Here is an 18,825-nt window from a genome sequence, read left to right as displayed (position 1 = left end):
CCTTGTGCACATCGGTTAAAGACCCAAAGCCTATGCCGCCAGCCCTGGGGCGTCCAGTCTGACCGAACGGATGACCGCGTGCGTAGTCAATCCCTCATTGAAACAGGAGACTCATGTCATGAAACGTCGCTACAGCTGGCCGCTATGGACCCTGGCCGCTCTGGTAGTTCTGCTGATCGCGATCAATATCGCCTTGCCCTATCTGGTGCGCGACTATCTGAACGACAAACTGGCCGACATGGGCGACTACCGAGGTGAGATCACCGACGTAGACCTCGCACTATGGCGAGGGGCTTACCGGATCAAGGGACTGAAGATCGTCAAGACCGATGGCAAGGTCCCGGTGCCCTTTTTCGACGCACCGATGATCGAACTGGCTGTCAGCTGGCATTCACTCTGGTATGACCATGCAGTGGTGGCGAAAGCCCTCTTCACCGACCCGCAGATCAACTTCGTGGACGGCGGCAGCAAGCAGAACTCGCAGACCGGTCAGGGCACCGACTGGCGTACCCAGATGGACAAGCTGCTGCCCATCACCCTCAACGAATTGCGCATCGATAACGGGCGCATCACGTTCAATAACTTCAACTCCACGCCCAAGGTAAAAATCGAGGCGGATCAGGTCAATGCCAGCATCTATAACCTGACCAACGTGGTCGACGTGGAAGGCAACCGCGATGCCGAGTTCAAGGGCAAGGCACGTCTGCTGGGCCATGCCGATCTGGAGAGCACCGCCAGATTCGATCCGTTCAGCAACTTTGAAGATTTCGACTTCAAACTGCGCGCCACCGGCATTCAGCTCAAGAAGCTCAACGACTTCTCGTCGGCGTATGGCAAGTTCGATTTCAACGCCGGCGATGGCGATGTGGTGATTGAAGCGCAGGCCGACAAAGGCCAGCTCAAGGGCTATATAAAGCCGCTGCTGCGCAACGTGGACGTGTTCAACTGGCAGCAGGACGTCGAGAACAAGGACAAGGGCGTTTTCCGCTCGATCTGGGAAGCGCTGGTCGGCACCAGCGAAACCGTATTGAAAAACCAGCGGGAAAACCAGTTCGCCACCCGTGTCGATCTGAGCGGCAGCGTCCATCAGCAGGACATCAGCGGCTTCCAGGCGTTTCTGCAGATCCTGCGCAATGCTTTCGTGCAGGCATTCAATGCGCGTTATGAGAGCAGCAAGGGGTCTTAGTGGTCCTTTTTATCCACGGAATAAACACCCCGCTCCTCGGCGGCATGTGCCTGTTGCTGCAATGCATCCCAGCCCAGGCAAGCCAGCGCAAGGGTACGTGGCGTAGCTTCGCGAGAGTTGCTGTAGCGAGTGATGCTGCGAGGGCTGACACCCAATGCCTGTGCGGCCTTAGCCAAGGGCAAACCCGTGCGGGCACGCCACCCGATGAAAATACGCGTGTTTTCGTCGGTGGCAGCTTGAGCCTGAGCGTCGAGATACAGGGTATCCGCACCGATCTGGATATCCAGTTCAGGCCATTCAACCGTCCAGCCATCATCGCCCACTTGGGCGTGGGCAAAGGCTTCAGCAGCAATCAGGGGTCGTAACCCCGGAAAAGCCTGCACATCAGCGCTCATGTCGAGGACGAATTGTTGATCGTCGATGAATGTCAGGGCCAGCCGGTATCCGGACTGCGCCTGAACATCCCTGAGCCGGGGTCGTTTCATGGATGCCATCGTTTCCACTCCTCCATCAGTTCGTCGCGGTGAATTCGTATCCATTCGAGAGCTTCCTTAAGCACAACAGTCGGGGCATATCCGCGCATGGGCTCTACGAGCTCAAGGCAAATCAGTACATCCAGACCACCACCGGTCAGATGCACATGCGGCGGCAGGTGGTCTTTTTCCCTCAACTGAATCCTGTATTTATCCCTGAATCTGTATTTAGTCGACATGAAGCGTATGGTATAGCCAAATTAGCCATACCAAAAGCAGCGTTACAATTTCGACCCGGTCACTGCGTGACGCCCCACTCAAGAACTGAATGAGGCGTCTGCGTTCACAGCCGTCCGGAAGCCACGTTATAGTTCCGGCATTGCTTGCCCCTGTTACGGTGTGCGCGCCGACAGGCTGCGCCTACCCACGTGAAAAGGATTGATCATGAAGTTCGAAGGCACCCCGGCATACGTCGCCACTGACGATCTCAAGCTGGCGGTCAACGCGGCAATCACGCTGGAGCGTCCGCTGTTGGTCAAGGGCGAGCCCGGCACCGGCAAGACCATGCTGGCCGAGCAACTGGCCGAGTCCTTTGGCGCGAAGCTGATCACCTGGCACATCAAGTCCACCACCAAGGCGCATCAGGGCCTTTACGAATACGATGCCGTCAGCCGTCTGCGTGACTCTCAGTTGGGCGTGGACAAAGTCCACGACGTACGTAACTACCTGAAAAAGGGCAAGCTCTGGGAAGCCTTCGAGTCCGATGAGCGGGTCATTTTGCTGATCGACGAGATCGACAAGGCCGACATCGAGTTCCCCAACGACCTGTTGCAGGAACTCGACAAGATGGAGTTCTACGTCTACGAAATCGATGAAACGATCAAGGCCAAAAAGCGCCCGATCATCATCATTACCTCCAACAACGAAAAGGAATTGCCGGACGCCTTCCTGCGTCGCTGCTTCTTCCACTACATCGCCTTCCCGGACCGTGCCACGCTGCAACGCATCGTCGACGTGCATTACCCGGACATGCATTACCCGGACATAAAGAAAGACCTGGTGAGTGAAGCGCTGGATGTGTTCTTCGACGTGCGCAAAGTGCCTGGCCTGAAGAAGAAGCCTTCCACGTCCGAGCTGGTGGACTGGCTGAAGCTGCTGATGGCCGACAACATCGGTGAAGCCGTGCTGCGTGAGCGCGACCCGACCAAGGCGATCCCGCCGCTGGCCGGGGCGCTGGTCAAGAACGAACAGGATGTGCATTTGTTGGAGCGTCTGGCGTTCATGAGCCGCCGCGGCAACCGTTGAGCGCCTTCATCCACCCCGCTACGTAAAAGGGCGACAGCCATGCTGCTCAACCTGTTCAACGAAATGCGCGCGGCCAGAGTGCCGGTGTCTCTGCGTGAATTGCTGGACCTGATCAATGCGCTGAAACAACGGGTTATCTTTGCCGATATCGATGAGTTCTACTTTCTTGCGCGCACGATTCTGGTCAAGGACGAGCGTCATTTCGACAAGTTCGACCGGGCCTTCGGTGCGTATTTCAAAGGTCTGGAAAATCTCGACGATCATTTGCAGGCATTGATCCCCGAAGACTGGCTGCGCAAAGAGTTCGAGCGCTCGTTGAGTGACGAGGAACGCGCGCAGATTCAGTCCCTCGGCGGCCTCGACAAGCTGATCGAGGAATTCAAGAAGCGTCTGGAAGAACAGAAGGAACGCCACGCAGGTGGCAACAAATGGATCGGCACAGGGGGCACCAGCCCTTTCGGCTCGGGGGGCTATAACCCTGAAGGCATTCGTGTCGGCGACGCAGGGGAACGCAAGGGCAAGGCAGTCAAGGTGTGGGATCAGCGCGAATATAAAAACCTGGACGATCAGGTCGAGCTGGGTACGCGCAACATCAAGGTGGTCCTGCGCCGTCTGCGCAAGTTTGCCCGCCAGGGCGCTGCGGATGAACTGGACATCGACGGCACCATTGATCACACCGCTCGCGATGCGGGCCTGCTGAACATTCAGATGCGCCCTGAGCGGCGCAACACCATCAAATTATTGCTGCTGTTCGACATCGGCGGTTCGATGGACGCGCACGTCAAGATCTGCGAAGAGCTGTTCTCGGCCTGCAAGACCGAGTTCAAGCATATGGAGTATTTCTACTTCCATAATTTCATCTACGAATCGGTGTGGAAGAACAACCTGCGCCGCGGCTCGGAGCGGACCGCCACTCAAGACCTGCTGCACAAGTACGGCGCAGACTACAAAGTGATTTTCATCGGCGACGCTTCAATGGCACCGTATGAAATCACCCAGCCCGGTGGCAGCGTCGAACACTGGAATGAAGAAGCAGGCTATGTATGGATGCAGCGCTTCATGGCCAAATTCAAGAAGATCATCTGGATCAATCCCTACCCCAAGGATGCCTGGGACTACACCACGTCCACGCATATCGTGCGCGACCTGATTGAAGGACAGATGTACCCGCTAACCCTGCGCGGCCTGGAAGAAGGCATGCGTCATCTGGCGAAATAAGCATGACGGGCGCGTGCTGACTCTACGCAACGCCCGTTCTCGTTATTACCCTCTCCAGCGATCAGCGCCAGTCCCGCTCAAGTTGCGGCTTGCGTCGTCCGCCGTGGATCACCCAGCCGAGCAACAGCACGAAGCTTTCGATCACCAGCGCCAGCAGCAATGCACTGATGATGCCCCAGGCAATGACTTCGGGGGCCAGCAGGACTTGCCACGTATAACCGTTGAACGTTTCCCGGCGGATATCCGCATCGGCAGACGTGACGACGAACAGGGCTTTGGAATACCACGGTCCCTGGAGTCCGAGCCACTGACGCTCAAGGATATGGGTACGACTCATCAACGTATCGATGTTGTCCGCATCGGCTCGGAAAACCGGGTCTTCGCTGCTGCGATAGTGTTGGATCAGCGCTTGTATATCGCCCTTGAAGAACTGCTGCGCAGTAGCGGTGTAGCCCTTGACGGCCTGTTGCGCCTCGATCAGATGCGCTTCGACACGCTTGCTGTAATCACTGATGAATCCGGGGATCTGTACCCCGAACAGCAGGCCTGTGGTGAACAGGACCAATCGCAGATAACTTCGCAGCATCAATATCCCTCTTCTTTTTTATCCAGTATGCCGGTGGAGGCGCTGTTACTGCACTGCTGTCTCGACCGAGCCTTGCGCCACGCACTCACCCTTGCGCCACAGGCTCCACTGGCCCGGTTCATAGCGCTTCCAGTTTTCGTTCTCGGTCAATGGCTCGGTGGCGATCACAGTCACCACGTCGTGCGGCGTTGTTTCAGCCTGAAAATCGACAATCACGTCGACATCTTTCAACCTTGCTGGGCCGAACGGCGCGCGCCGGGTGATCTGAACCAGTTTGGTACTGCAAAAGCAAAACAGCCAGTCGCCATCGCTCAACAGGCAGTTGAACACGCCTTTACTACGATATTCAGTGCAGGCCTGGATCAGTGAAGGCAGTAATTGCTCAACCTCAACCGGCTCGGGAAAGGCTTCGCGAACGCGATTGAGCAGGTCGCAGAATGCAGCTTCGCTGTCGGTATCGCCCACCGGCCTGTAAAAGGTGGCAACGGGGGTGAAATCCGCCAGCTGGCCATTGTGCGCAAAGCACCAGTTGCGGCCCCAGAGTTCACGCACGAAAGGATGTGTGTTGGACAGACAGACCTTGCCGACGTTGGCCTGACGAATATGGCCAATTACCACTTCGCTTTTGATCGGATAGCGCTGCACCAGTTGCGCAACTTCAGATTCACTGCTGGCTGCGGGGTCCTGGAACAAGCGCAGGCCGCGACCTTCGTAGAAGGCAATGCCCCAGCCATCGCGATGCGGACCAGTACGCCCGCCACGCTGCATCAGCCCGGTAAAGCTGAAGACTATGTCGGTCGGGACATTGGCGCTCATGCCCAGTAGTTCACACATGCTCAGGTTCTCGCTTCAAGACGTTTTGCAGCAGGTCATGCGCCGACAATGACGGCGCATGCCAACGAAGCGGGATCTACAACCGCGGTTCGACTCGCGCAGCCCTGGTCGGAGGAAGCGGCGCAGCGGATTTGCGAGGGTAGTGATCGTCCTCGGCAAACGGCTCGTCAGTGAGGTCTGTGTCGGCAGGCTGAGCGACAGTCCGGGGCTGGCGAGCCTTGCGGCTGCGCTCGATCGGCCAGCGGATAAGCACGAACAGCGCGTACGCAGCGAAGGCGAACATGCCATACATGGCCAGATCCGACACAGCGGTCCAGACATTGCTGCCGACCTTGAACATCAGGTCGAGCGCGGTGATCGCCACGGCTGGTGCCATCGCATCCTTGGCAGGGTCGACCATGGTCTGCGTAAACAGCAGCACCGCGACTGCTACCAGCAACGGTTCCTTGAGATAACGCCACATCCAGCGGGTCATCAGGAACCATACCAGCAGGCAACCCAACGCGGCGAAGGCGTAGACGCTCCAGGCGATCAGATAGTCGTTTTCGGTCATGACGTCCGTGGTAAGGCAGGTAAAGAGGCGCTTATGATAACGGCTTTTGCCTGACGCGGCTTGCCTCGCTTCAGTAATCGGTTCAGCGTGTACCGAATTTCCATGATTGATGCCTAAACAGAGAGCCCAGCATGTCCTTCTCGAATGCAACCTCCAGCGCCCCGATTGCTCGCAAGGCCGACGGTTCCGATCCCTATGCCTGGCTACAGAACCGCGACACTGACGAGGTGCTCGACTACCTCAAGGCGGAAAACGCCTGGCAGGAGCAGCAACTGGCAGAGCAGACCGGGTTGCGCGAAAACCTGTTTCAGGAGATCAAGGGCCGTATCCTTGAAACCGATCTGTCACTGCCCTCCCCTTGGGGGCCGTACCTTTATTACACGCGCACCACACAAGGCGATGAATACGCCCGTCACTATCGCTGCCCGCGCCCGGCCGACGACTCCAATACCGTGGACGAAAGCCGTGAAGAACTGTTGCTGGACCCGAACGCCATGGCCGATGGCGGCTTCTTTTCGCTGGGCGCGTTCAGCATCAGCCCCGACCACCAGCGCCTGGCCTACAGCCTGGACACCAGTGGCGACGAGGTGTACCAGCTTTACGTCAAGGAACTGAGCACCGGCCAGATCAGCAGCCTGCCGTTTGAGGACTGCGACGGCAGCATGACCTGGGCCAACGACAGCCAGACCCTGTTTTTCGGTGAGCTGGACGAGACCCATCGCCCCGGCAGGCTGCATCGCCACACGTTGGGCAATGCATCGGCAGAGCTGGTGTTCGATGAGCCGGACGGTCGATTCTTCCTGCACTGCTTCCGTAGCAGTTCCGAACGCCAACTGATCATTCTGCTCAACAGCAAAACCACCAGCGAAGCCTGGGTGCTGGACGCCGATCATCCGCAACAGGCCTTCACCTGCCTCGCGCCGCGCAGCGAAGGGCACGAGTATTATCCGGATCACGGGCTGCTCGATGGTGTGTGGAGCTGGTTCATCCGCAGCAATCAGAGCGGCATTAACTTCGCGCTGTATCACGCAGCGGAACAGGCCAGTGGCGCCCCGGTTCGCGAAGACTGGCAGACCCTGGTTGCGCACGATGACAAGGTCATGCTCGAAGGCGTGAGCCTCAACGCCAAGGCGATCAGTCTGAGCCTGCGCGAAGGCGGCCTGCCGATCATCGAAGTACGCCCGCAGGATCTGCCTGCCTATCGCGTGCAGTTGCCCGACGCCGCGTACAGCCTGTATGTGCAGGACACCCTGGAGTTCGACAGCGACAGAATTCGCCTGCGCTACCAGTCGCTGAACCGTCCGGCACAGGTGCGTCAACTGACCCTGGCCAGCGGCGAGCAGGTAGTGCTCAAGGAAACGCCGGTGCTGGGCACTTTCAACGCCGACGCCTACGTCAGCCAGCGTCTGTGGGCCACCGCCAGTGATGGCACTCAGGTGCCGATCAGCCTGGTGGTCAAGCGCGAACTGGCCGGCAAGGCGACCCCTCTGTATCTGTACGGCTACGGTGCCTACGGCGAAAGCCTCGACCCGTGGTTTTCCCACGCGCGGCTGAGCCTGCTTGAACGTGGCGTGGCCTTTGCCATCGCCCATGTACGCGGCGGTGGCGAGCTGGGCGAGGCCTGGTACCGCAATGGCAAGCAGGAACATAAACAGAACACCTTCGGCGACTTCATTGCCTGCGCCGAACATCTTGTTGCTCAGGGCCTGACCAGCGCCGAACAGCTTGTGATCAGCGGCGGCAGCGCCGGTGGCCTGCTGATCGGTGCCGTGCTCAATCAGCGACCCGAGCTGTTCAAGGCAGCAATTGCCGAAGTGCCGTTCGTCGATGTGCTGAACACCATGCTCGATCCGGACCTGCCGTTGACCGTCACCGAATACGACGAATGGGGCAACCCGCAGGAGCCTGAGGTCTATGAGCGCATCAAGTCCTACGCGCCTTATGAGAACGTCAGCGCTCAGGCGTACCCGGCCATGCTGGTCATCGCCGGTTACAACGACAGCCGTGTGCAGTATTGGGAAGCCGCCAAATGGGTCGCGAAGTTACGCGCCAGCAAAACCGACGATAATCTGCTGCTGCTCAAGACCGAACTGGGTGCCGGACACGGCGGCATGAGCGGTCGCTATCAAGGGTTGCGTGACGTGGCGCTGGAGTACGCGTTTATCTTCAAGGTATTGCAGATCGCCGAATGAACTTGGCGTGAAACACCTGTCTTACTAGCATCGGGGGGCACGGAGCTGCCCCCTTCGTATCAGGATTGAAAGACCGAACCATGTCAGAACCATTGTCCAACCTGAACAACGCCATACGCGACATGCTGCTGGACTGCGGCCTGTTCGACACGCTGCTGCCCGGCGACTTCGTGACTGTAGCCGGGTATTTCAGCATTACCGACATCGAAAAAGGCGAGACCATCTTTGCCGAGGGCGATGCCGGGACATTCATGTGCATCATTCATCAAGGCACTGTGTCTGTGCAGAAACTTGCCGCAGACGGTCAACAGGTCGAAATCGCCGTTCTGCGGCGCGGGCGGGCGTTCGGGGAAATGGCTGTACTGGATGGCGAACGTCGCTCGGCCAGCTGTATCGCGGCCACCCAATGCCAGTTATTGAACCTGGGACGCGACTCTCTGGACAAGATGCTCGACGAAGCGCCGAAAATCGCCGCCAAGATCATTCGTGCCCTGGCCATCTCGTTGTCCAGGCGCCTGCGCATGGTCGACGGCCAATTACTGTCTCAGCAGGTGTGAGTTTGCCCATCTGGCGCTAAACTTGCCGATATTCCGCTTTCAATGCGCACACGCACAGGTGACACCATGAGCACGGCCAATCCTCCTTCCCATACTGCCAAGCTGGACCGCATTCTGGCCGACGCCCAGCGCGACCGAGAAATGGGTTACCGCGACAAGGCGTTGCGCATGTACCCGCACGTTTGCGGCCGTTGCGCCCGCGAGTTCGCTGGCAAACGTCTCAGCGAACTGACCGTGCACCACCGCGACCACAACCATGACAACAACCCGCAGGACGGTTCCAACTGGGAGCTGCTGTGCCTGTATTGCCACGACAACGAGCACTCGCGTTACACCGATCAGCAGTACTTCGCCGATGGCTCCCTGGGCAGTCCGAAAACCGCCAAGGCGACCCACAACCCGTTCGCTGCACTGGCCGGGCTGATGAAAAAGGACGAGTGACCTCGGTACCTTCAACGCCCCACGCTCCCCCGCCCTACCCGCACTTCTCCTGGCCTGCGGCCACCCGACCGACCGGATATTTCGCCATGCCCACCCGAACCTCAAGACGAACCTTTGTGAAAGGGCTTGCCGCCAGTGGCATCCTCGGCGGCCTGGGGCTGTGGCGCAGTCCGGCATGGGCGGTTCCGAACCCGGGTCAGCCGGCCGGGCTGTCCGGCACCGAGTTCGATCTGTATGTCGGCGAAACCCAGGTCAATATCACGGGTAATACCAGAACCGCGATGACGATCAACGGCGGTATTCCAGGCCCGCTGTTGCGCTGGCGCGAAGGCGATACGGTGACCATCAGGGTAAAAAACCGTCTCGACGAAGCCACCTCGATCCACTGGCACGGCATCATTCTGCCCGCCAACATGGACGGCGTGCCGGGGCTGAGCTTCGACGGTATCGCGGCCGATGGCATGTACGTCTATCGCTTCAAGGTCAAACAGAACGGCACCTATTGGTACCACAGCCACTCGGGCTTTCAGGAACAGTCGGGGGTTTACGGGCCGCTGGTGATCGACGCCAAAGAGCCAGAGTCATTCAAATACGACCGCGAACACGTGATCATGCTCAGCGACTGGACCGACGAAGAGCCGCTTCAACTGATGAAAACGCTCAAGAAACAGTCCGATTATTACAACAATAACAAGCGTACTGTCGGCGACTTCATCAACGACGTCGGTGAGAAAGGCTGGAGCGAGACCACTCGTGATCGCTGGATGTGGGCGAAAATGGGGATGGAGCCGACTGACCTGGCGGATGTCAGCGGCGCGACCTACACCTACCTGATGAACGGCCAGGCCCCGGACATGAACTGGACCGGGCTGTTCAAGCCTGGCGAGCGGATTCGACTGCGCTTGATCAACGGCTCGGCCATGACGTATTTCGACGTGCGTATCCCGGGCCTGAAAATGACCGTAGTCGCCAGCGATGGCTTGCACGTCAAGCCAGTAACGGTCGATGAATTGCGCATCGCAGTGGCAGAAACCTTCGATGTGATCGTCGAGCCTGCCGAAGGTGCCTACACGCTGTTCGCCCAGTCGATGGACCGCACCGGCTACGCCTGCGGCACCCTGGCCAGCAGGCCCGGCTTGCAGGCCGTCGTCCCGCCCCTGGATCCACGCCCATTGCTGAGCATGAATGATGTGGGCATGGCGGGCATGGATCATGGCAGCATGAACCACGGCGCAGCCCCGGCAATGGACGACATGTCAGGCATGGACCACAGCAAGATGGGCCATGACTCGATGCCCGACATGGACCACAGCAAGATGCCAATGAAAGAAACACCTGCCATGCAGCCACACCCGGACAGCGAACAAAACAATCCGCTGGTCGACATGCAGGCCATGAGCACCTCGCCCAAACTCGACGATCCGGGCATCGGCCTCAGGAACAACGGGCGCAGAGTTCTGACTTACGCAGACCTGCGCAGCACCTTCGAAGACCCGGACGGTCGTGAGCCCAGCCGCACGATCGAGCTGCACCTGACCGGGCACATGGAAAAATTCGCCTGGTCGTTCGACGGCGTGAAATTCTCGGACGCCAAACCGCTCATGCTCAAGTACGGCGAGCGAGTGCGTGTCGTGCTGGTCAACGACACGATGATGTCTCACCCCATCCATCTGCACGGCATGTGGAGCGATCTGGAAGACGAAAACGGTCAGTTCATGGTGCGCAAACACACCATCGACATGCCTCCGGGGTCACGCCGCAGCTATCGCGTCACCGCTGACGCACTGGGCCGTTGGGCTTATCACTGTCACATGCTGTACCACATGGAAATGGGCATGTTCCGCGAAGTACGGGTGGAAGAATGAGGATTTTACCGGTGAATGGATTGCGCAACTCGTCCTGCCTGCCAACCCTGCTGCTGACGGCAGGCCTGGCCATAACACCCTGGGCAACCACGCTGGCTGCCGGAATGGATGGCATGGAAGGCATGGATCATGGCAGCCACTCGATGCCTATGGACGCCAGCGAGCACAATGCCGCCCCAATGCAGAGCCGGACACCAATCCCGCCTGTCACCGACGCCGACCGGGCTGCGGTGTACGCCAGCCATAGCGGGCATCAGGTCCACGACAGCGCCATCAACAGTTACTTTCTGGCCGACAAGCTGGAATGGCAGGACGCAAACGACGGCAGCGCGCTGGCCTGGGACCTGTCCGGCTGGATTGGCGGTGATGTCGACCGCTTGCTGCTGCGTTCAGAGGGCGAGCGCACCAACGGCAAGACCGAGGAAGCGGAAGTCCAGGCGTTATGGGGTCATGCCGTCAGCTCATCGTGGGACGTAGTCGCCGGGGCACGCCAGGACTTCAAACCTAGCGCGCCACAAACCTGGGCGGCTTTCGGCCTGCAAGGGCAGGCGATTTCGGATCTTGATATCGAAGCCACCGCATTCATCGGTGAAGCCGGGCAGACCGCTGCGCGCCTGGAAGCTGACTACGACCTGCTGCTGACCAACAATCTGATTCTTCAACCCACTGCCGAGCTGAATTTCTACGGCAAGAACGACCCGCAACGCGGCAATGGCTCGGGCCTGTCGACCAGTGAGTTCGGTCTTCGGCTGCGCTATGAAATCACCCCGCAATTCGCTCCTTACGTTGGCGTAACCTGGGATAGGTCCTACGGCAATACTGCCGATTACGCACGCGAAGACGGCGAGGACGTTGCCGATGCGCGGCTGGTCGTCGGTTTACGCATGTGGTTCTGAGCGTCGGAATTGAAAATGGCATTGCTCTGACGCTGCCGTATAATCCCCGGTTTTCTTCAGAGCACCCTCCCCGTGGCCAATAAACGGTACGCCTGCATCGGTCTTTACAACCCCAAGTCCCCGGAAAATGTCGGCTCCGTCATGCGAGCAGCCGGCTGCTACGGTGTGGCGTCGGTGTTCTATACCGGTAAACGCTATGAGCGTGCGCGGGATTTCATCACCGACACCAAGAAAATCCATCAGGACATCCCGCTGATCGGCATCGAAGACCTCAAAAGCATTCTGCCGCTGGGTTGCATTCCGGTGGCCGTTGAACTGGTCGACGGCGCCCGTGCCCTGCCTGAATACACGCACCCTGACCGCGCGCTGTATATCTTCGGCCCGGAAGACGGCTCGCTGGATCAGGACATTCGCGACTGGTGTGAAGACGTGGTCTATATCCCGACCGAGGGCTGCATGAATCTGGCCGCAACCGTCAACGTTGTGCTCTACGACCGCATGGCCAAAGGCATCAATACCCGCTCGGGGCCACAGTTCGGTCGCGAGAAAATCGACCCGGCCAGCGACCGCTGACGGAAAAGCATTGAACCTGTGTCGCGGGCGAGCAGTCAGTTTCTCTGAACCGGTTTACTACCTACTTCCTGCGAATTACCGCCTCATGGAGAGCCATCATGCGCGACACCCCGATTATCGAACGCATCGACACACCTGAACTGCTGCAGCGCAACCTTGATCAGAACGTCCACGGCTGGGAGCGCATTGGCTCACTGGCTGGCGGTGTACTGATGATGGGCAAAGGTGTCCGTCGTGGCGGCTTTCTGGGCCTGATCCAACTGGCCATCGGCGGCGCAGTGCTGGCTCGCGGCATCAGCGGTCACTGCTCGGCCAAAAGCCTGGTGGAAAAAGGTCGCAGCGACCTGCACAGCGCCCGCTCGACCATCGAACGTGCCGGTGCCCAGTTGAACAACCTGAAAGACGACGCCGAAAACGCGGTGAAAAACGCTGCTGTCAAAGGTGTGGAAGCGCTGGCCGAGCCAAAGCCGGTCGTTTAAACGCTCAACCTGCGCGAAAGATCAGGTAATCCTCCCAGTCGTCTTCAGCCACACTGTTCTCGCTGAGCATGCGGCCTGACTGGGAGATACGCTCGTGATGCACAGCCGTGCGATCACCACACACCAAATGATGCCAGAGCGGCAAATCCTTGCCCTCGCTGACCAGCCGATAGCCACAGGTGGGCGGTAGCCATTTGAATTCATCTGCCTGCCCCGGCGTCAGCTGAATACAGTCAGGCACCGACGCACGACGATTGGCGTAGTCGGAGCACTGGCAGGTCTTCAGGTCCAGCAGCTTGCAAGCGATCCGCGTGTAATAAACGCTGTTGTCTTCTTCGTCTTCCAGCTTCTGCAGGCAGCACAAGCCACAGCCATCGCACAACGATTCCCACTCCTCGGTGTTGAGCTGGTCGAGGGTCTTGCGAATCCAGAAGGGTTCAACTTTAGCGGCCATGGTTCGGACAACGGTATCGAAAATGAAAAGGCCGTCAGTCTAGAGGTACAAGGGGTGCGGGCCAAGCACTTGCGACTGCCGGTAGCCGGGACTTGTCAGCGACAGGGCAAAACAGTAGCGTTAACGGGTTTTCCAGTGCGCTCAAGCGATGCCTGCCGACCACGGCCCATCAAGCCACGCTCGTTTTTCACCTTCGCTATCAAGGACTTTCATGAGCACGAACCCTCGCATCGCCGATCACCCTATCGACCCGCAATTCACCGAGCGCTGGTCGCCACGTGCATTCAGTGGCGAAAGCATCGATCAGGAAACCCTGCTGAGCTTTTTCGAAGCGGCACGCTGGGCACCCTCGGCCTACAACACGCAGCCTTGGCGTTTTCTGTATGCACGTCGCGACACGCCTAACTGGGAGCGTTATCTGGGCCTGCTCAACGAGTTCAACCGCAACTGGGCGCAACATGCAGCAGCATTGGTGATCATTGTCTCCAAGACCACCTTCGTCGCGCCAGGCGCAACCGAAGAAAGCCCGGCCTTGTGGCACACCTTCGATACCGGCTCGGCCTGGGGTTATCTTGCGCTGCAAGCGAGCCTGAGCGGCTGGCACACCCACGGCATGGCGGGCTTCGATCAGGACCTGACCCGCAAGGAGCTGAACATTCCAGAGGATTACGCACTGCACGCTGCCGTAGCCATCGGCAAAATCGGTGACAAGTCGACGCTGCCGGAATACCTGCAAGGCCGCGAAGCGCCAAGCCCGCGCAAGCCACTGGCAGAACTGGCTGCTGAGGGTGATTTTCGCTGTAACTGACTGTTCTCTGCAATCGATGCCGACGAGCCGACGAACCGACGCCTAAACGTCGGCTCGTTCGGAACGGCTTCAATAAACCTCGCGAAAAATCGACCTCTCCGCGCAGTGCTTCTCCAGCCTGAAACGCCTTGAGGTTTTCAACGAAAAGCTCGGTCATGGCTACCGGCGATGTCGGTGCCGAACTGTGACCGGTCAACAGCAGACCATAGGCGGTCCAGAATGGATGGCGCTGCGGCAAAGGCTCCTGACGGCAGACGTCAATGACCGCACCGGCCAGATGGCCTTCCTTCAACGCCTCGACCAGATCTGCGTCCACAACCGCTACACCGCGCCCAACGTTAATGAACAGCGCCGTTGGCTTGAAGCTGGCGAACAGCTTCGCGTCATACAGGTCGTGGGGCTCAGGTGTATTGGGCAGTAGATTGATGACGTAATCCATCTCGCCAAGCAGCCTCGTCATGTCAGACAGCGCTGTTACCTCGATGAACGGCGCCTGAGTGCGCGCACTGGAGGCCACGCCGTAGACGTGCACACCGAACGGCAAAAGAAACTCGGCGACACGCTGGCCGATATCACCGGCGCCCACGATCAATACCTTGCGACCAGACAGACTCTGGCCAGTACGATTGTCCCACTTGCGCTCGACCTGACTCATCAAACGCGCCAGCACCTCACGCTCGTGGCCGAGCATGTAGGTCAAAACGAATTCGGCCATGACCTGACCGAAAATCCCGACTGCACGCGTCAGGCGATACTCGCGCGACAGGCTGTCGGCCAGCAGTGGCGTAATACCCGCCCAGGTGGATTGCAGCCACTGAGGCTTGTGCCCTTGACGTAGCAGGTTGGCCATCAGGTCCGGCTGTCCCAGCCAGACCGGGCAATCGCTGGCCATTCGCGACAGCTCGGCAGAGTCGCCCGTGCTGAAGACTTCCAGATCAGGCGCAGCCTGGTGCAACAATTGGGTGTAAACGTGATAATCGTGCTCGGCAATCAGAACGCGCATGTTTCAAAAACCTTAAAAACAGGACAGGCAGCCCACGGCGATGTGGACCGCTTTACAACGTGAGCAACCATTACATCGGATCGTTGCGGCGCAGCAGCTCTTCCGGCAAATGCTCGATGTAGTCATCTTCGGCAGGGGGCATCTGCAGGTGATAGCCCTGGCTGTCGAGATTCTCCAGCACCACATTGATGTCCTCGCTNNTGGGTCGCGCGACAGCGCACGCTCGGGACTCAGGACCAGGTCAAATGCATGAACCGGCTTGCCAAACGCGACCAGCAGTTCAGGCGGCACGCGTTTGAGGACATCGCTTTTCAAGACGTAAAGGTACATCTCGTTTCTTTTCGGGCTGCGATAAATCGAGCAGATACGCTTCAAGACTGTTCTCCGGGGGTGGCCAGGCTGTCCAGCAGCGCCTGACCCATCAACTCGCGACGCCAGCCACGCAGCGAGTCGGGCAATTGGTAAGGACCGTCGGGGTAGCCGCTCTTGAGCAGCGCTTCGAGAGTCTTCTTGCGCAGCATCAACTCCGGGGCCATGTCCAGTTGCTCGGCGTATTGCTGACCGATTGCACGCAGACGCTTGATCGACCCGGCCGCATCAATGGGCAGTGGCTCAGGCAATGCAGGCGGCCACTCTTCTGGCGGAAGCGTGCCTGCGGTCTTTATCAGCTCAAGCAGAAACTCGCCGTCATGGCGAACGGTGCGCGGGTGCATGTCTTCGATACGCCCCAGTGCGGCGAGGTTATCCGGCTGCGTCTTGGCCAATGGCCACAGCGAGTGCTCACGCACAATGCGGTTGCGCGGCAGGTTGCGGGCGCGCGCCTCGCGCTCACGCCAGGCACACAACTCACGCAGCACCGCCAACTGGGCGCGGGACAGTTTCCAGGCCAGTTTGGCCTCACGGTACACCTCGTACGGGTCAACTTCGCGGCGCAGGTTGGCGACCAGTTCAGCACCGTCATCCAGCAGCCAGGCGTATTTGTCATCGGACAAACGCGGACGCAGGATGGCGAACAGTTCGGCAAGGTGCACAGCATCTTCGGCGGCGTAACTGATCTGCGTCTCCGACAGCGGACGTTGCAGCCAGTCAGAACGGGTTTCGCCCTTGGGCAGGTCGATGTTGAGGACCTCCTGCACCAGACGCGAATAGCCCATGGAAAAACCGAGGTTCAGGTAAGCGGCTGCCAACTGGGTATCAAACAACGGCACCGGCAGGCTGCCAGTCAGACGCAGCAAAACTTCGAGGTCCTCGCTGCACGCGTGCACCACTTTGATGACGTCGGGGTTTTCAAGCAACGCGGACAGCGGCCGCCAGTCGTTGATCAGCAAAGGATCAATAAGCCAGGCGCTTTGCCCGTCGCCAATCTGCAGTAGCGCTGCTATCGGATAAAAAGTATCGACCCGCATAAACTCGGTGTCGAGCGCGACAAAAGGCAGCAACTGCCATTCTGCGCAATACCGGGCGAGGCTGTCGTCGTCGCGAATCCAGTGAATATCGATGGCCACACGGCTCTCCCTTCAACAATGGCGCGCAGTATATATCGTGATGGGAGATTATCGCGCGTCTGTCGTCCCGGTCTGGCGTATCTTCACGCAAATGACGGACAGGAGGAACTGTTGCCTGGCAAAAGGGCCAAGGATGAGCGTCCCCACGCAAGCGTGGAAACGATCTCTATCCTGAGCAAGCACAGATTTTACTGCTTGTCAGCGGCCGCCAGCTCAGTGCGGCACCCGGAGAACATATCCAGGCTTGGGTTGTAGACCTGGGTGTCGACTTTCAACAAGCCGAGCATTGAATGAAAGAGATTGTCCTGGCTCAACGGCGCATTGCGCTGTTTGGCCAGGCACTCCGGGCTGACTGCAAAGGACTTCTGATAGGTATCGGACAACCAGATAAGCATCGGCACATGCTTTTGCTGATCAGGAGCCAGTACATACGGTGTGCCGTGCAAGAACAAGTTGTACTCGCCAAGCGACTCACCATGGTCCGACAGGTACACCATGGCAGTGTCGACCTTGTTTTGATTACTGCGCAACAGATCAATCAACGTGGCCAGTACGTGATCGGTATACAACAGTGTGTTGTCGTAGGCATTGACGATGCTGTCCCGGCTGCAATTGTTCAAGGCATTGCTTTCACACACCGGCGTAAACTTTTCAAACTCTTTAGGGTAACGCTTGAAGTATTCAGGGCCATGGCTACCCATCTGGTGCAGCACCAGAACAGTGTCCTTGTCGAGGCTGTCGATAAAACCCTGCAGGTTTTGCAACAGTATCTCGTCGCGGCATTCATGGCTGTTGCACAGCAGCGGGTCCTTGAGATTACTGACATCCTGGAAGGTCACTCGATCACAGGTCCCTTTGCAGCCGGCCTGATTATCACGCCACACCACTTCTATACCGGCACGTTTCAGGACATCCAGCAAACCTTCCTGATTACGGGCCTTGGTTGCGTTGTAGTTCTTGCGACCCATGTTGGAGAACATGCACGGCACCGACACTGCGGTTTCGGTGCCGCACGAGTAAACATCGGTAAACGCCACCAACCCGCTCTCCTTGTTGAGGTTGGGCGTGGTGTCGCGACCATAGCCAAGAATCCCGAAGTTTTCGGCACGGGCACTTTCGCCCACCACCAGTACGGTCAACGACTTACGGGCATGCGTGGCCCAGTCCGCCGACCGTTTGGCGTCCTCGCCAATCTTGACGAACGGGCGCTGTGCGGAGATCACCTGCTCGCTCAGGTAGCCAATCGAGGCACCGATGTAATTGCTTGGCACGACCATCAGGCGCAATTCGTGATGGTTGCGGAACAACGAGGACAAGCCTTGATAATTCGCCAGCGCAACGCCGCCTATTGCCACGCAACAGACCACGCCTACCACCAGCTTGCTGAACAGTTCCAGGTGCCAGCGACGGTAGCTGATCGGCAGTTTCCATAGAATCAGCGAAGGCAGTACGCCCAACAGAACGATATACAACGCCAGTTTAAAAGAGAGCAGCCCTTGCACTTCCGTCACGTTGGTTTCGGCGAAGTTTCGGAACATCCCGGCGTCAATCATGACACCGTACTCGGTCATGAAATACACCACCCCGGCGCTGATCATAAACAGAGCGATCACCACAGGCTTAAACACACGGCGAAATGCCAACAGCGTCAGAACGATATTGAATACGCAGAAAATCATCAGCCCGAATGCAAAACGCATGGCCAGGCCTTTGGCATCGGAGCTGGTAATCGCGAAAAGATGCTGCCACAGATTTATATTGAAACCCAGTAACAGAAAGGCGCTGGCAAGTAAGGTAACAACCTCTGGACGAACAGTTCTGGGTGTCGGCATCGTGGTCTGCTTATCGAATTAATATGCATCGGGCATTCAGGAGCCAGGGAAGGTCTGAAGTAGCC

At 58.5% G+C, this 18,825-nt stretch carries 19 protein-coding genes and 2 pseudogenes; 11 read left to right on the top strand and 10 right to left on the bottom strand.

Annotated features, from left to right (window positions below; genetic code table 11):
- Positions 1 to 118: 118 nt before the first annotated feature.
- Positions 119 to 1,186, top strand: a complete 1,068-nt coding sequence (locus ALO64_RS17100; RefSeq protein ID WP_002552620.1) for a DUF748 domain-containing protein — start codon at positions 119 to 121, stop codon at positions 1,184 to 1,186.
- Here the strand turns inward: ALO64_RS17100 and ALO64_RS17095 are convergent.
- Together ALO64_RS17095 and ALO64_RS17090 are read right to left on the bottom strand one after the other, a co-directional pair.
- On the bottom strand, positions 1,183 to 1,671 hold the full coding sequence (locus ALO64_RS17095; protein ID WP_031594859.1) for a DUF2442 domain-containing protein: 489 nt from the start codon (positions 1,669 to 1,671) through the stop codon (positions 1,183 to 1,185). The genes ALO64_RS17100 and ALO64_RS17095 overlap by 4 nt on opposite strands.
- A complete protein-coding gene (locus tag ALO64_RS17090) occupies positions 1,668 to 1,898 on the bottom strand; it encodes a DUF4160 domain-containing protein (RefSeq protein WP_044344565.1) in 231 nt (76 codons plus the stop codon). Before ALO64_RS17090 ends, ALO64_RS17095 begins: the two co-directional genes overlap by 4 nt.
- A 205-nt stretch (positions 1,899 to 2,103) precedes the next feature.
- Between ALO64_RS17090 and ALO64_RS17085 the strand changes: the two genes are divergently transcribed.
- Together ALO64_RS17085 and ALO64_RS17080 are read left to right on the top strand one after the other, a co-directional pair.
- A complete protein-coding gene (locus ALO64_RS17085; protein ID WP_044344566.1) occupies positions 2,104 to 2,964 on the top strand; it encodes an AAA family ATPase in 861 nt (286 codons plus the stop codon).
- Between the two features lie 39 nt (positions 2,965 to 3,003).
- Entirely contained in the window at positions 3,004 to 4,182 is a 1,179-nt protein-coding gene (locus tag ALO64_RS17080) for a vWA domain-containing protein (protein WP_044344567.1), read from the top strand.
- Positions 4,183 to 4,243: 61 nt separating this feature from the next.
- On the opposite strand, the gene ALO64_RS17075 is transcribed toward ALO64_RS17080, so the two are convergent.
- The 3 genes from ALO64_RS17075 to ALO64_RS17065 all read right to left on the bottom strand — a co-directional run bounded on the left by ALO64_RS17075 (position 4,244) and on the right by ALO64_RS17065 (position 6,155).
- Entirely contained in the window at positions 4,244 to 4,768 is a 525-nt protein-coding gene (locus tag ALO64_RS17075) for a DUF2937 family protein (protein WP_005740963.1), read from the bottom strand.
- Positions 4,769 to 4,813: 45 nt separating this feature from the next.
- The gene (locus ALO64_RS17070) at positions 4,814 to 5,602 is read right to left on the bottom strand and encodes a class II glutamine amidotransferase (protein WP_002552615.1); all 789 of its coding nucleotides are present in this window, start codon (positions 5,600 to 5,602) and stop codon (positions 4,814 to 4,816) included.
- A 76-nt stretch (positions 5,603 to 5,678) separates the two neighbouring features.
- On the bottom strand, positions 5,679 to 6,155 hold the full coding sequence (locus ALO64_RS17065) for a hypothetical protein (protein WP_044344568.1): 477 nt from the start codon (positions 6,153 to 6,155) through the stop codon (positions 5,679 to 5,681).
- A gap of 131 nt (positions 6,156 to 6,286) precedes the next feature.
- On the opposite strand from ALO64_RS17065, the gene ALO64_RS17060 reads away from it, so the two are divergent.
- The 7 genes from ALO64_RS17060 (at position 6,287) to ALO64_RS17030 (ending at position 13,158) form a co-directional block, all read left to right on the top strand.
- Positions 6,287 to 8,347, top strand: coding sequence for a S9 family peptidase (locus ALO64_RS17060; RefSeq protein ID WP_044344569.1), 2,061 nt, complete (start codon positions 6,287 to 6,289; stop codon positions 8,345 to 8,347).
- An 80-nt stretch (positions 8,348 to 8,427) separates the two neighbouring features.
- The gene (locus tag ALO64_RS17055) at positions 8,428 to 8,904 is read left to right on the top strand and encodes a cyclic nucleotide-binding domain-containing protein (protein WP_002552612.1); all 477 of its coding nucleotides are present in this window, start codon (positions 8,428 to 8,430) and stop codon (positions 8,902 to 8,904) included.
- A gap of 66 nt (positions 8,905 to 8,970) precedes the next feature.
- Positions 8,971 to 9,345, top strand: a complete 375-nt coding sequence (locus ALO64_RS17050; protein WP_003317410.1) for a YajD family HNH nuclease — start codon at positions 8,971 to 8,973, stop codon at positions 9,343 to 9,345.
- Positions 9,346 to 9,431: 86 nt separating this feature from the next.
- Positions 9,432 to 11,210, top strand: coding sequence for a copper resistance system multicopper oxidase (locus ALO64_RS17045; RefSeq protein WP_044344570.1), 1,779 nt, complete (start codon positions 9,432 to 9,434; stop codon positions 11,208 to 11,210).
- A gap of 11 nt (positions 11,211 to 11,221) precedes the next feature.
- Positions 11,222 to 12,106, top strand: a complete 885-nt coding sequence (locus ALO64_RS17040) for a copper resistance protein B (protein WP_044344571.1) — start codon at positions 11,222 to 11,224, stop codon at positions 12,104 to 12,106.
- A 72-nt stretch (positions 12,107 to 12,178) separates the two neighbouring features.
- Positions 12,179 to 12,679 (top strand): RNA methyltransferase, encoded by a 501-nt coding sequence (locus ALO64_RS17035; protein WP_002552608.1) that lies wholly within the window; start codon positions 12,179 to 12,181, stop codon positions 12,677 to 12,679.
- Positions 12,680 to 12,777: 98 nt separating this feature from the next.
- A complete protein-coding gene (locus ALO64_RS17030; RefSeq protein ID WP_044344572.1) occupies positions 12,778 to 13,158 on the top strand; it encodes a YgaP family membrane protein in 381 nt (126 codons plus the stop codon).
- Between the two features lie 4 nt (positions 13,159 to 13,162).
- Here the strand turns inward: ALO64_RS17030 and ALO64_RS17025 are convergent, their stop codons facing one another.
- On the bottom strand, positions 13,163 to 13,612 hold the full coding sequence (locus ALO64_RS17025) for a YcgN family cysteine cluster protein (RefSeq protein WP_002552606.1): 450 nt from the start codon (positions 13,610 to 13,612) through the stop codon (positions 13,163 to 13,165).
- 211 nt (positions 13,613 to 13,823) lie between these two features.
- On the opposite strand from ALO64_RS17025, the gene ALO64_RS25575 reads away from it, so the two are divergent.
- Entirely contained in the window at positions 13,824 to 14,420 is a 597-nt protein-coding gene (locus ALO64_RS25575; RefSeq protein ID WP_044344573.1) for a nitroreductase family protein, read from the top strand.
- Positions 14,421 to 14,496: 76 nt separating this feature from the next.
- Here the strand turns inward: ALO64_RS25575 and ALO64_RS25570 are convergent.
- The 4 genes and pseudogenes from ALO64_RS25570 to ALO64_RS16995 form a co-directional block, all read right to left on the bottom strand.
- A pseudogene (locus ALO64_RS25570) lies at positions 14,497 to 15,423 on the bottom strand (D-2-hydroxyacid dehydrogenase); the annotation flags it as partial.
- Between the two features lie 70 nt (positions 15,424 to 15,493).
- A pseudogene (locus ALO64_RS17005) lies at positions 15,494 to 15,798 on the bottom strand (YcgL domain-containing protein).
- On the bottom strand, positions 15,795 to 16,928 hold the full coding sequence (gene rnd / locus ALO64_RS17000; protein WP_044344576.1) for a ribonuclease D: 1,134 nt from the start codon (positions 16,926 to 16,928) through the stop codon (positions 15,795 to 15,797). Before rnd ends, ALO64_RS17005 begins: the two are co-directional and overlap by 4 nt.
- A gap of 188 nt (positions 16,929 to 17,116) precedes the next feature.
- On the bottom strand, positions 17,117 to 18,760 hold the full coding sequence (locus tag ALO64_RS16995) for a phosphoethanolamine transferase (RefSeq protein ID WP_002552601.1): 1,644 nt from the start codon (positions 18,758 to 18,760) through the stop codon (positions 17,117 to 17,119).
- Positions 18,761 to 18,825 lie beyond the last annotated feature (65 nt).

Origin of the sequence: Pseudomonas meliae (genome assembly GCF_001400515.1) — a bacterium.
GTDB lineage: Bacteria > Pseudomonadota > Gammaproteobacteria > Pseudomonadales > Pseudomonadaceae > Aquipseudomonas > Aquipseudomonas amygdali.
This window is presented reverse-complemented; position numbering and strand designations above follow the sequence as displayed.